Origin of the sequence: Methylophaga thalassica MP (assembly GCF_000214595.1) — a bacterium.
In the GTDB taxonomy this organism is placed as follows: domain Bacteria; phylum Pseudomonadota; class Gammaproteobacteria; order Nitrosococcales; family Methylophagaceae; genus Methylophaga; species Methylophaga thalassica.
The window spans coordinates 782195-795554 of sequence record NZ_AFIG01000001.1; the positions used below are offsets into that span (position 1 = coordinate 782195).

Here is a 13360-nt window from a genome sequence, read left to right on the forward strand (position 1 = left end):
ATGCAGTTTTTTAATAAACAAACGCATATCAAATTCATGTCCAAACGCTGGTTTGCCATAGCGTTTTCAAGCATATTACTTATTGTGTCTATAGGCTCATTGGTGACGCAAGGTTTGACCTTTGGTATTGATTTTACTGGCGGCACCATGATCGAGCTGGGTTATCAGGAGCCAGCTAACTTGGATAAGATTCGTTCAAGTCTCCAAAATGGTGGTTATCCAGAAGCAGTCGTGCAGAATTTTGGTTCAATCCATGATGTTCTCGTTCGTTTACCTATCGTTGAAACCGAGAACATGGCGGAGATGAGTAATAATATCGTTTCCTTATTACAAGTTGATTCTGGTAGTCCGATCGATGTTCGTCGTGTCGAGTTCGTTGGGCCTCAAGTCGGAGATGATCTGACAGAACAGGGAGGCTTAGCGGTTTTATATGCCTTAATTGGTATTCTGATTTATGTGGCATTCCGTTTTGAATATCGCTTTGCGATTGCGTCAGTCGCTGCCTTGGTGCATGACGTCATTATCACCTTAGGTTTCTTCTCAATTACCCATGTCGAATTTGATTTGACGGTGTTGGCTGCCGTTCTGGCCATTATTGGTTATTCATTGAATGATACGATTGTTGTTTTTGACCGGGTGCGTGAAGGGTTCCTTAAAATCCGAAAAGCGACATCGGAAGAAGTGATTGATACCTCTCTGAACGAGACGTTGAGCAGAACCTTAATGACATCATTCACAACGTTATTAGTGGTGTTTGCTTTATTTATCCTGGGTGGTGAGGTGATTCATTCATTTGCTGAGGCATTATTGCTGGGCATCATGATTGGTACCTACTCCTCAATCTATGTGGCGAGTTCTGCTGTACTGTTTATGGGGGTGAGTAAAGAGGATTTACTTCCGCCAGTGAAAGACAGCGATCAGGAAATTGGCGAAGACGGTAGTCAGGTCTAACAAAAAAGCCCGAGAAATCGGGCTTTTTTTATGAGTGAAGATTTTGGTCGTTAAAACGTAATTCTTTGCTAATCGTTACAGTGGATGATTTAGAACGCCGTCGTGATTGAATGGACACCACTTTTCCTGACTGTTCTGCTTCATCTCGTATGGCGGCTTGCTCTTTTGTCTCGATAGACAATATTCGTACACCACTACAGTCACAACGGAAACTCATGAAGGTGACAAACTCTTCAAGACTTTCCTGTGTTTGTTGAACCTGAAGGCGATATTGCTTATTCATAAAAAACTAACCTGTTGTGATAATCAAGCTATCGACCTTCATTTTGATTTCTTGAATATAAAGCTTTGCTCATAGAATGGTTGATTTAAACCAATAATGGCTGCCATCAACAAAACAGGAAAAACTCCTAAGGTGTAACGGCCTGTTTTACTGACACAATAGTGTGGATGGTTGAACTTTCTAAATGAGAAGTGCTCTACAAGATTGAGGAATTTGCTGATTTAATCAGCTTCCTGATTCTGTATGGTGGAAAATAAGAAGCAAAATAAAGATGGAGAGATTATGAGTAAGTTAAAAAAGCTGGGCCTTATGGTTTTATTTATCTGGCCACAAATTATCTTTGCCAACCCAATTAATGTCACTCTTCATTATATTGGTCCAACAGATGGGCAGGTTTGGGCTGGGGTTCAGCAAGGACTAACAGAGGCTAATCTGCAGGGACAGTTTTTAGGACAAAATTATCAAGTCAAAAATGTCACCGAACAAGAACTTGCTGCTCTGCCAGAATCTGAAATAACGGCGGTACTGGTGGGAACAGATGCTAAACATATTCTCGACGTTGCCAAAATGAAAAAATTAGCCCATGTACCAGTGTTTAACCTGAGCTCTGATGCTGATGGATTACGTCAGGCATGTTTGTCGAATTTATTGAATATCCCTTTGAGTAAACAAATGAAAGCCGATGCACTTGCTCAATGGCAGGCAAAGCATCCTGATACATTGGTGACGGCTCATGCATGGCATCATGATTTTGTTAAGTTTGCTGCTTCACAATTGAATAAACGATTCACCAGAAATCACAAAACACAAATGGATGATGATGCTTGGGCTGGTTGGGCAGCGGTGAAGATGTTGTCAGATACTGTTGCCAGAACGCAAAAAATTGATGCTGCAGGAATGTTGAACTACCTCAAGAATGACTTGTCATTTGATGGGCAGAAAGGGGATACCGCGACATTCAGAGAAACAGGGCAATTACGTCAGATTGTTTTACTGATTGACAAGGACGATAACATTGTCGCCGAAGCACCATTGAGAGGTGTAAAAGGTGGTTTAGATAGTCTTGGAATGGTTACCTGTAAAAAATAATTAGAGAGAAGAAGGAAACATGATGAAATTAAAAAATATATTATTAGCCACATTGATTATGGCCAGTACAACCGTTTGGGCTGAGCCATCACACCGTGTTTTTGTCACTAATGAAAAAGACAATACGGTCAGCGTCATTGATACAAAAACCAATGAAGTGATAAACACCATTAATATTGGGGAGCGGCCAAGAGGGATTGGTTTATCACCGGATCAAAAACAACTCTACGTTGCTATTAGTGAAGAAGGTGCGATAGCCGTTGTTGATTTAGATACGCTGAAAGTGGTGAAAAAGTTGGAAGCGGGAGACGATCCTGAAACATTTGATGTAGCACCGAATGGCAATATTTATATATCTAACGAGGATGATGCTCAAGCCAGTGTTATTGATCCGAAAACAGGCAAAATCATTGAAGTCATTCCTGTTGGTTTGGAACCCGAAGGTGTTGCCGTTTCACCTGATGGTAGCTTGGCACTTGTTACTAGTGAATCCACTAATATGGTTCATGTGATTGATACGGCTAAACATAAAGTGGTAAAAAACATTTTAGTTGCTGCCCGTCCTCGTGGTCTGGCATTTAACAGTGACGGCTCGTTGGCTTACTCAACCAGTGAAGTAGGTAATGAAGTGACGATTATTGATACAAAATCATTATCAATTATCAAACAGGCTTCTATCGACTTACCTAACTCCAAGCCTATGGATATTGCTGTTAGCCCAGATGATAAAACCATCTATGTAACAACGGGGCGTGGTAACTCCGTCGCTGTTTTAGATGCTAAAACACTGGAAATGAAAGCAAATGTACCTGTTGGTAAACGTGTATGGGGCTTGGGTATGACGCGTGATGGCTCACGTTTATACACAGCTGATGGTGTTAGTAGTACCGTTTCTGTCGTGGACACAGCTACAAATAAAACAATTAAAACGATCGAAGTGGGCAAATTCCCATGGGGTGTCGTTGTTGACGATTAATATTTTATTGATATTTCGACTAAAAAACCCGGCTATTTTGCCGGGTTTTTTTATATCTCTACGAAAAAAATCATTAAATACTTTGTTCCGTTTAAGTGACACGTTATTATGCCGTGATGATTAAAGTGATTCTGCGGTTTTTCCAGGTTTGTTTATTTCAGGCAAGTCCAGCCGATATTCCGGCATCTTCAATATTACTGAACTTTAGTGTTGTCACGTATTTTATCGTCGGCGTACTGGTTAGCCATATTGATCATAGCTGGACGATTAGCTTGGTGGCAGCACTGGCTGATACTGCCATGCTGGTTATCGTTACCAAAGGCTTATTATTTATCCGCGGATTGCCTTCTCGCTTCGAGCAAACCTTAACAGCTATGGCAGGGACTGGTGCATTAATTGGCATGATTAGCTGGCCAGTCTTTGTATTATTTCGACAGGTAGAGCCTCATAGTCAGCTAACCAGTATTATCTTATTACTGGTACTTATTGTTATTTTCTGGAGTTTATTTGTTGTTGCACATATCTTCAGGTATGCACTTGATATCCGACCCGGTTTAGCAGCAGTTATAACGACGGTTTATACCATTGCTTCGTTGATTGTGGTTGGACTCACTATTTCAGGAGTTGCGTAATGCATATTCATATACTGGGGATTTGTGGCACGTTTATGGGCGGACTGGCCATTTTAGCCAGAGAGCTTGGCATGACAGTGAGTGGTTCAGATGCCAATGTGTATCCACCGATGAGTGATCAGCTTGCTGCCGCAGGCATTGATGTCAGGGAAGGATACAAACCTGAACATTTAGAGCCTGCCCCTGACTTAGTGGTGATGGGCAATGCCATGTCACGAGGTAATCCGGCCGTAGAGTATGTGTTAAATAAAGGTCTCCCCTATGTTTCTGGTCCACAGTGGCTGAATGAACATGTGCTGCAAGGGAAATGGGTGTTGGCTGTTTCTGGTACACATGGAAAAACAACCACCAGTAGTTTATTAGCTTGGATTCTCGAGCATGCCGATATGGCGCCTGGTTTCCTTATCGGCGGGGTGCCTGATAATTTTGGGGAAACAGCAAGACTCGGTAAAACGCCCTTTTTTGTAATTGAGGCAGATGAGTACGATACGGCGTTTTTTGATAAGCGTTCTAAATTTGTCCATTACATGCCCAGAACGTTGATTATTAATAATCTTGAATTTGACCACGCTGATATTTTTGATGATTTGGCCGCTATTCAAAAGCAGTTTCATCATTTAGTTCGGACTGTGCCTGAGCAAGGTTTGATTCTTTCGCCACAAGAGAAAGCAATTGAGCATGTCTTCAATATGGGCTGTTGGACGCCACGCCAAACACTGGGCGCTGATGGGGATTGGCAAGCGACATTATTGAAGAATGATGGTAGCGAGTTTGAAGTACGCCATGGTGAAGCCACTGGCCGCGTTGTATGGGATATGCTCGGTCAGCATAATGTGAGTAATGCCCTTGCGGCAATAGCGGCAGCTCATCATGTGGGTGTCACGCTTGAACATGCCTGTGAAGCTTTATCAGTGTTTGCCGGTGTTAAACGACGGCTGGAGCTGAAAGGCGAAATTAATAATATTCGAGTGTATGATGATTTTGCTCATCACCCAACAGCCATTGCCACCACTATTGCTGGATTAAGAGCCAAAGTAGGAAACCGTCGGCTGATTGCTGTGCTTGAGCCTCGCTCGAATACCATGAAAATGGGCGTGCATCAGGAGACATTGGCTCAGTCTTTAATTCAGGCAGACAGAGTGTTATTGCTTCAGGATGCTGATTTGAAATGGTCACTAAAACAAGTCACAGAAACACTGGGCGATCATGTCAGTGTATTTGATTCTGTCGACGCTATTGTTAAAACAATTAGCAATGAAGCACAGTCTGGTGATGAAATTTTAGTGATGAGTAATGGTGGTTTTGGTGGTATTCATCAGCGGATTTTAGAGGCGATTGCCTAATTATGTTAGATCATCAGCAGATCGCATTAGCCATTACAGGCGCTTCAGGTGCACCTTATGCAAAGCGTTTACTGGAGGTGCTGTTACAACAAGGTCTCACTGTGCATTTAATGATTTCCACTGCAGGCAGAATCGTGCTTGCTGATGAGCTTGATTGGAAATTACCGGCGCGGGCCAGTGATGTTCAAACGAAATTAGTTCAAGAGTTTAACTGCCACCCTGAACAATTACTGGTGTATGGTGAACAGCAATGGTCATCACCATTGGCAAGCGGATCTCATCGCGTGCCAACCATGATTGTGTGTCCATGTACCATGGGGAGCTTATCGGCTATCGCCTGCGGGCAGAGTGATAATTTGATAAACCGCGCTGCCGACGTCATGCTCAAAGAAGATCGCAAATTGATCGTAGTGCCGAGGGAAGCACCATTTTCAGTGATTCATCTGGAAAATATGCTGAAGCTTGCTAAGCTTGGCGTGTGTATTTTACCCCCCAATCCCGGCTTTTATTTTAATCCTACATCCTTGAATGAATTGGTCGACTTTGTTGTCGCTCGGATACTGGATCAGGCGAAAATAGAACATAATCTGATGCCTCGTTGGGGAGACTGATGTGCTATTCGGGATTCCCTCGTAACTCACGTATAATAGGGCTCAAATTTAACGCCACTCAGGAAAACCATGTCAGATATTGAAATTGCCCAACAAGCTTCAATGCAGGAAGTCACTAGTCTCGCTGAGGAAAAGCTTGGTCTTGCCTCACATCATATTGACCCGTATGGACGTTTCAAAGCCAAAGTCTCTTTGGAAGTAATGGATGATATGGCATCGAAAGCGGATGGCAAGTTGATTTTAGTGACAGCCATTAGCCCGACGCCGGCAGGTGAGGGCAAAACCACTACAACCATTGGCTTGAGTGATGCGCTTAACCGAATTGGCAAAAAATCGATTGTCTGTGTGCGCGAACCATCAATGGGACCGTGTTTTGGTATGAAAGGTGGGGCCGCCGGTGGCGGTTATGCGCAGGTCGTGCCGATGGAAGATATTAATCTTCACTTTACCGGCGATCTACATGCGATTGCCTCAGCGCATAATTTATTATCAGCAATGATTGATAACCATATTCATCATGGCAATGCACTGCAGTTAGATGCTAGACGTATTGTCTGGCAACGAGTGATGGACATGAATGATCGTGCGCTGCGGGACATCGTCGTTGGTATGGGGGGCCCTGCTAACGGTTATTTACGTGAAGAGCGTTTTGATATTGTGGTGGCCTCAGAAGTGATGGCCATTTTTTGTTTGTCCAATTCTTTACAGGAATTGAAGCAACGTCTTGGCGAAATTTTAATCGCTTATTCGGTAGATGGGACGCCTCGTTATGCCCGTGACATTATGGCGCATGGTGCGATGGCGGCTTTATTGAAAGAAGCGATTAAGCCGAACCTGGTTCAGACTTTAGAAAATAACCCGGCTTTTGTACACGGCGGGCCTTTTGCCAATATCGCGCATGGCTGTAATTCTGTCATCTCAACCAAGATGGCACTAAAACTGGGTGATTATGTTGTCACTGAAGCCGGCTTTGGTGCTGATTTAGGTGCAGAAAAATTCATCAATATTAAGTGCCGTAAAGCGGGAATTAAACCGGATATGGCTGTGGTTGTCGCCACAGTAAAAGCCCTGAAATATCACGGTGGTCTGGAGCTGAAAGAGCTGACTGCTGAAAATCTTAATGCACTGAATACGGGACTGGCTAATTTAAAACGTCACCTAAGCAATCTGCAAAACGAGTTCGGCTTGCGTTGTGTTGTCGCCATCAATCATTTTGTCAATGATAGCGATGCTGAGATTGAATTGATTAAAACAGCAGTGAAAGAGATGGGCGCAGAGGCTATTCTTGCTCGCCATTGGGCCGAAGGTGGTGCTGGTGCTGAAACATTAGCACAGCGTGTGGTTGAAATGCTGGATGCTGATGCCGAACCTTGTCAGTTGTTATACCCGGATAGCTTGCCGCTTTGGGACAAAATCAACGAAGTCGCTAAACGTTTATATGGTACAGGTCAGGTCGTAGCTGATAAAAAAGTGATGGATAAGATCGCCATGCTGAATGAGCAGCACGGAGATATTCCGGTTTGTATGGCAAAAACGCCGTATTCTTTTAGCAGTGATCCGAGCTTACGTGGCACGGCTGAGAACCATACGCTAACCATTCGTGATGTTCGTCTGTCAAACGGTGCAGGTTTTCTGGTGGTGCTTTGTGGTGATGTGATGACGATGCCTGGATTACCAAAACATCCTGCAGCAGAGCGGATTGATATTGATGAGAACGGTTCAATCGTTGGCTTATTCTAATTTAGTTCTAGGTTGGGGTAAGAGAGAAGAACCCAATAAATAGTTTCTTGATTTAAAGTCACACGCTCCCGCTGTGGCGTGTGACTATAGAAATAATAGTAGATTAAAGGTTAAAGCTGGCTTGGGAAAATCAGTTCAATCCACGAGATTTCTTGATGAGATCATAAGCCAGCTGAATTTCTTTTGCTTGCTCAGTTGCAACAGCAATCATATCTTCAGGTACACCTTGACCCATTAATTTATCAGGATGGTATTGGCTCATTAATTTGCGATAAGCGCGTTTAATTTCCTGATTGGAACTCTGTTCTGTTACGCCCAGTGCCTTATAGGCTTCCGCAAGATCATTCACTGACGAGCGATGCTGGCCAGATGAATATTGTTGTTGATAGCCGCTTGAAAAATTAGCCTGACTTAACACCATATCGAGGATTCGATTAAACTCTGCTCGGCTATAACCCAGTTGTGATGAAACCTGTTCCAGAATCTGTCTTTCTTGTGGGTCGAGTTTACCATCAGCCAAAGCCATCACTGTCAGATAGACCAGTAAGACTTGTTTTAGATTAAAGGTGTTGCCGCAGTGCTGTTTAAATTTCGTCACTGTTTCGTTGATATCAAAGTCGGGTTCAGCGCCACGTTTGAACTGACGAATAGCTTCTTGTCTGTGCTCACCAGACATGCCCATTTTTTTGATAAAGGCTTCAACATGGTCGATTTCAATTTGACTGATACGGCCATCAGCTTTTGCTAATTTCCCCATCAATACAAAGACTGTTTCCAGGAAGACGGCTTGACGAGTTTGGTTGGTAAAAGGATTCGCGCCACCAAGTCCATAAGCCCGTACACGATCAGCAAAACCACCAAATATAAGCCCTATCAGGGCACCAAAAATACCCAGAATCAGTAAACCAACACTCATGGTGCTTAATAATAAGAAGCCTAAAATCAGGCCTATCCACTTAAACATAACGATTAACTTTTCTTTGAAATACTAAAATAAATGAGGCCAAGCCCCCATAAACCAAACACCCAGCTGAGAATTGGGAGGCCGGCAAACATCGTCGTCGCATAACCATCAAGCCCGGTAATCACTGCGGCACCAACCAGGAAAGCAGCGCCGGCTGTAACAGCGGCACTACGGTAGCTGGCTTGCTTGATTTCTTTACGTAATTGCTGAATATCGGCTGATGCTAAATTTACGTTGAATTGACCTTCCTGAGCACGTTTGCTCAAGTCATATAATAGACGTGGCATTTCAGGTAAGGTTTCAGCCCAATGTGGCGCTTCTTGTTGTAATGTTCTTAAAGCGGCTTGCCAGCCCATTTTTTCTTTCATCCATGTTTCTAAAATCGGTTTGGCTGTTTTCCAGAGATCCAGATCGGGATAGAGGTCACGGCCCAAGCCTTCAATATTGAGTAGGGTTTTTTGTAGTAAAACCAGTTGTGGCTGGACTTCCATATTGAAACGACGCGCTGTTTGAAACAGTCTTAATAACAACTGTCCGAAAGAAATTTCTTTTAGTGGCCTTGCGAAAATAGGCTCACAAACACTGCGTATAGCGGCTTCAAACTCATCCAAGCGTGTGTCAGCTGGCACCCAACCAGATTGCACATGTAACTCTGCCACACGACGATAATCATGATTAAAAAAGGCAAGAAAGTTTTCTGCGAGATAACGCTGATCATCTGGTGACAAGGTTCCCATAATGCCGAAATCGACAGCCACATATTTCGGTTTTTTTGGATCATGAATATCCACCATGATATTGCCGGGATGCATATCGGCATGGAAAAAACTATGTTTGAAGACTTGGGTGAAAAATATTTCAACGCCCATTTCTGCGAGCTTAGCCATATCCACCCCTTTGGCAATCAAACCTTCAGTATCGCTAATAGGGGTGCCATAGATACGTTCTTGAACCAGAATATTGGGTTTTGTCAGTTTCCAATATATCTTCGGCACGTAGAGTAAAGTGGTGCCTTCAAAATTACGCTGTAGTTGTGATGCCGAGGATGCTTCACGCAGCATGTCGAGTTCATCAAACAGGTTCTTTTCCAGCTCAGCAACGATTTCTCTCGGACGTAGGCGTTTGCCTTCAGACCAATATCGTTCGGCGAAGGATGCCAGAGTATATAACAAGGCAATATCACGTTTAATAATAGGTTCTATGCCGGGACGTACCAGCTTTATTACAACTTGTTCACCATTTTTCAAGGTCGCGGCATGGACTTGTGCAATAGAGGCTGAGGCAAGAGGCTCTGGTTCAATATGAGCGAATAATTCATTCAGTGATTCTGCTTCATACGCTTTATCGATGAGTTGTTTGGCTTGTTCCGCAGGAAAGGGGGCAACCTGATCCTGTAATTTGGCCAGTGAGTTGGCAATATCCGGTGGCAGCAGATCCCGGCGAGTGGAAAGCACCTGACCAAATTTGACAAAAATAGGGCCTAAGTCTTGTAGCGCCAGTCTTAATCTTTCGCCTCTGGGAAGTGTCGATTGTTTATTGCGCCAGCGATGAGGAGATAAAAAACTGAAATATCGAAGTGGACGTAACAGATGAATCGCTTTTATCACTTCGTCCAGGCGATGTTTTGCCAGGACATGATTGATTTGAATCAGTCTGGATAACTGATTAGCCTTCATTAATGGCTCCTTACATGGATATAGCTGAGGTCAATGCTCAAGTGCGTCAATGATGTGTTTCCAGGCGGTTTATACGTGCCTCAAGCCTATCAATATCTGCCTTGATCTTATCTACATCACTCATGAAATCGTCGATTTGAATCTTGTCTGGCAAGATGTGAGCTTCTTCTCTCAGGTATTCAGAAAGTGACATCGATAAGGAGCGTTGGGTCGCATTTAGCCATGAAAAACCTTGTTTGATGGCATAATTTAGCGGCTGAGCAATCACGTCCCCTGTGACATTGGCAATTTGCTGTTCCCAGTCAAAGTCAAACCCGTCGAGAACGTCTTGCAACTGTTTGGCAAATTGTACATTCCCATGGATATGTATCTCATTGGAGAACAAGTGCTCTGGGTGTTTGGCCAGCTTCAGCAGACTTATCGCATTAGCGGTGATTAATAAATCCGCATTTTCTTCATCATTATGAGTCAGCTTGATTGCTGACTGATGAAATGAGACGTGTAAATATTGCTGCCAGTCCTGAATATGAATCACGATCACACGATTTTCAAAAGTATTAAGCCGTTCGCGCGTTTCAGGGTCCTGTTTCAATGCCTGATTAACAGCCAATTCGATTGGACGTAATAAAATGGCCATGAGTCTAGAATTTATAACCGCGATGAAGTGAGACGATACCGGCGGTCATATTGTGATATTCACAACGTTCAAAACCGACATCCGTCATCATCTGTTTTAAGGTTTCCTGATCCGGATGCATACGGATGGATTCAGCCAGATAGCGATAGCTGTCTTCGTCCCCAGTAAAAATTTTGCCCAGCTGCGGCAGAATCTTAAATGAATAAGCATCATAAATCGGTGCCATCCACTCAGCTGGCTTGGAAAACTCTAAGACCATCAGTTGGCCGCCTGGCTTGAGTACACGAAACATTGATGCCAGTGCTTTATCTTTATCCGTGACATTACGTAAACCAAAAGCAATGGTAATACAGTTGAAACTGTTGTCAGGAAACGGCAGGGCTTCAGCATTGGCCTGAACGTATTCAATATTCCCAACAATGCCGTCATCCGTCAGGCGGTCACGACCAACATTAAGCATAGACGCATTGATATCAGCTAATACAACTTTGCCTGTATCACCTACCAGTTTTGAAAACTGTCGGGTCAGATCGCCTGTACCGCCGGCAATATCCAATACGGTTGCCCCACGACGAACACCACTGTTCATGATGGTAAAGTGCTTCCAGAAGCGATGAATACCGAGCGACATTAAGTCGTTCATCAGATCATATTTACCTGCAACCGAGTGAAAAACCTCGGCGACATGTTTGGCTTTTTCGGCCGTGGGTACTTCTTTATAACCGAAATGGGTGGTGTCTTTGGCTTCCATAACTTGACCTATTACTGTTGGCGCTGATAACCGGCTTTCTGAAGTCGGTTAAGGTAGTCTTGCCATAAAGAATCCTGATGGATGGCAAGTTCGTACAAATAGTCCCATGTGAAAAGACCACTGTCATGTCCGTCATCAAAAAACAATTTGAGTGCATAATGACCAACAGGCTCTATTTTATCGAGACCGACGTTTTCTTTATGTGTCTGCAAAACTTCCTGTCCGGGACCATGCCCACGAACCTCTGCTGAAGGTGAGTGGACACGGAGATATTCTGCTGACAAACGATACTGCTTATCACCATAGCTCAGAGATAGACACTTGGATTGTTTGTGTAACGTAATCTCTGTTGGTAGTGGTATTTCTGCCATCAAGAATGCCTTATAGGATATAACGTGATAAATCTTCGTCTTCAGCAACCACGGAAAGTTGCTCATTGACATAGTCTTTATCGACGGTGACAGAGAGATTTTCTTCGCTGCCAGCTTCATATGAAATCTGTTCTAACAACTTTTCTAGCATGGTATGTAAACGGCGGGCACCAATGTTTTCTGTCTTTTCATTGACTTCCCATGCCAGCTCAGCAATGCGCTCAATACCGTCGTCGGTGAAGCTCAACTCAACCCCTTCTGTTGCCAGAAGCGCAATATATTGCTCCGTCAGAGAAGCGTCAGGCTCAGTCAAAATGCGAACAAAATCGGCAGAGGAAAGCGCATCCAGTTCAACGCGAATAGGTAAGCGACCTTGCAGTTCAGGTATTAAGTCGGAGGGTTTGCTTAAGTGGAATGCACCTGATGCGATAAACAGAATATGGTCGGTTTTGATCATGCCATATTTGGTCGAAACAGTGCTTCCCTCTACCAGAGGTAAAAGGTCACGTTGCACACCAGCACGAGATACATCTGCATTGTTACTGCTTTCACCTCGACCGGTAATCTTATCGATTTCATCCAGAAAAACGATGCCATTTTGTTCAACACTGTCTAACACTTTGGCTTTCAATTCTTCTTCATTGATAAGTTTCAGTGCTTCTTCTTCAGACAGCAGTCGCATGGCATGAGCGACAGTAATTTTGCGCATACTTTTACGTTGTGAGCCCATACTCTGAAACATTTCTTGTAACTGGCTGGTCATTTCTTCCATGCCTGGAGGCGACATGATTTCAACGCCGACGTTAGGGGCATTCAGTTCCAGTTCTATCTCACGATCGTCAAGTTTTCCCTCACGCAGCATTTTGCGGAAACGTTGCCGAGTGGTGGATTCATCTTCTGTTTCAACATCGCGGGCAGGGCGAAGCAGGGCATTCAGAATACGTTCTTCAGCGGCATCTTCTGCTTTGTTCTTTACCGATGATATCGCCTCTTCACGCAGCATTTTCATGGCTGTTTCAGCAAGATCACGAATGATTGATTCGACATCACGGCCTACATAACCCACTTCAGTAAATTTGGTGGCTTCTACCTTAATGAATGGCGCATTAGCTAAAGCGGCGAGTCTTCGGGCGATCTCTGTTTTACCGACGCCAGTGGGACCAATCATAAGAATATTTTTAGGAGTCACTTCATGTTGAAGTGCAGCATCGAGCTGCTTACGACGCCAGCGGTTACGGAGTGCAATGGCGACGGCTTTTTTAGCTGCCTGTTGTCCAATGATGCGTTTATCGAGTTCGTTAACAATTTGTTTCGGAGTTAATGATTGCATGATAGA

The 13360-nt window shown here is 43.8% G+C and carries 14 protein-coding genes; 7 read left to right on the top strand and 7 right to left on the bottom strand.

Translation table 11 applies throughout. The features are described from left to right. Positions 1 to 951 (top strand): protein translocase subunit SecF, encoded by a 951-nt coding sequence (gene secF / locus MAMP_RS03675; protein WP_007144644.1) that lies wholly within the window; start codon positions 1 to 3, stop codon positions 949 to 951. Positions 952 to 979: 28 nt separating this feature from the next. Here the strand turns inward: secF and MAMP_RS03680 are convergent, their stop codons facing one another. After that, positions 980 to 1234, bottom strand: coding sequence for a hypothetical protein (locus tag MAMP_RS03680; RefSeq protein ID WP_007144645.1), 255 nt, complete (start codon positions 1232 to 1234; stop codon positions 980 to 982). 282 nt (positions 1235 to 1516) lie between these two features. Between MAMP_RS03680 and MAMP_RS03685 the strand changes: the two genes are divergently transcribed. From MAMP_RS03685 to MAMP_RS03710, 6 genes are all read left to right on the top strand, one after another. After that, on the top strand, positions 1517 to 2323 hold the full coding sequence (locus tag MAMP_RS03685) for an ABC transporter substrate-binding protein (RefSeq protein ID WP_007144646.1): 807 nt from the start codon (positions 1517 to 1519) through the stop codon (positions 2321 to 2323). Positions 2324 to 2345: 22 nt separating this feature from the next. Then, complete coding sequence (locus tag MAMP_RS03690) at positions 2346 to 3299, top strand: glutaminyl-peptide cyclotransferase (protein WP_007144647.1); 954 nt, start codon at positions 2346 to 2348, stop codon at positions 3297 to 3299. Positions 3300 to 3394: 95 nt separating this feature from the next. Next, the gene (locus MAMP_RS03695) at positions 3395 to 3931 is read left to right on the top strand and encodes a hypothetical protein (RefSeq protein WP_007144648.1); all 537 of its coding nucleotides are present in this window, start codon (positions 3395 to 3397) and stop codon (positions 3929 to 3931) included. Then, a complete protein-coding gene (mpl, locus tag MAMP_RS03700; protein WP_007144649.1) occupies positions 3931 to 5274 on the top strand; it encodes a UDP-N-acetylmuramate:L-alanyl-gamma-D-glutamyl-meso-diaminopimelate ligase in 1344 nt (447 codons plus the stop codon). Before MAMP_RS03695 ends, mpl begins: the two co-directional genes overlap by 1 nt. 2 nt (positions 5275 to 5276) lie before the next feature. Further along, entirely contained in the window at positions 5277 to 5885 is a 609-nt protein-coding gene (locus tag MAMP_RS03705; RefSeq protein ID WP_007144650.1) for a UbiX family flavin prenyltransferase, read from the top strand. 69 nt (positions 5886 to 5954) lie between these two features. After that, positions 5955 to 7625 (top strand): formate--tetrahydrofolate ligase, encoded by a 1671-nt coding sequence (locus MAMP_RS03710; RefSeq protein ID WP_007144651.1) that lies wholly within the window; start codon positions 5955 to 5957, stop codon positions 7623 to 7625. Between the two features lie 130 nt (positions 7626 to 7755). Here the strand turns inward: MAMP_RS03710 and djlA are convergent, their stop codons facing one another. Genes djlA through hslU form a run of 6 tightly spaced genes read right to left on the bottom strand, consistent with a single transcriptional unit; the run spans position 7756 to position 13354 of the window. Beyond that, positions 7756 to 8589 carry a co-chaperone DjlA gene (gene djlA / locus MAMP_RS03715; RefSeq protein WP_007144652.1) on the bottom strand — a complete coding sequence of 278 codons (834 nt, stop codon included), beginning with the start codon at positions 8587 to 8589 and terminating at the stop codon, positions 7756 to 7758. 5 nt (positions 8590 to 8594) lie between these two features. Continuing rightward, entirely contained in the window at positions 8595 to 10265 is a 1671-nt protein-coding gene (gene ubiB, locus MAMP_RS03720; protein WP_007144653.1) for a ubiquinone biosynthesis regulatory protein kinase UbiB, read from the bottom strand. A 46-nt stretch (positions 10266 to 10311) separates the two neighbouring features. After that, positions 10312 to 10902 (bottom strand): ubiquinone biosynthesis accessory factor UbiJ, encoded by a 591-nt coding sequence (locus MAMP_RS03725; RefSeq protein WP_007144654.1) that lies wholly within the window; start codon positions 10900 to 10902, stop codon positions 10312 to 10314. A 4-nt stretch (positions 10903 to 10906) separates the two neighbouring features. Beyond that, positions 10907 to 11653, bottom strand: a complete 747-nt coding sequence (ubiE, locus tag MAMP_RS03730) for a bifunctional demethylmenaquinone methyltransferase/2-methoxy-6-polyprenyl-1,4-benzoquinol methylase UbiE (protein ID WP_007144655.1) — start codon at positions 11651 to 11653, stop codon at positions 10907 to 10909. Positions 11654 to 11664: 11 nt separating this feature from the next. Continuing rightward, on the bottom strand, positions 11665 to 12024 hold the full coding sequence (locus tag MAMP_RS03735; RefSeq protein ID WP_192807080.1) for a gamma-butyrobetaine hydroxylase family protein: 360 nt from the start codon (positions 12022 to 12024) through the stop codon (positions 11665 to 11667). Between the two features lie 10 nt (positions 12025 to 12034). Then, on the bottom strand, positions 12035 to 13354 hold the full coding sequence (gene hslU, locus MAMP_RS03740; protein ID WP_007144657.1) for an ATP-dependent protease ATPase subunit HslU: 1320 nt from the start codon (positions 13352 to 13354) through the stop codon (positions 12035 to 12037). Between the last annotated feature and the right edge of the window lie 6 nt (positions 13355 to 13360).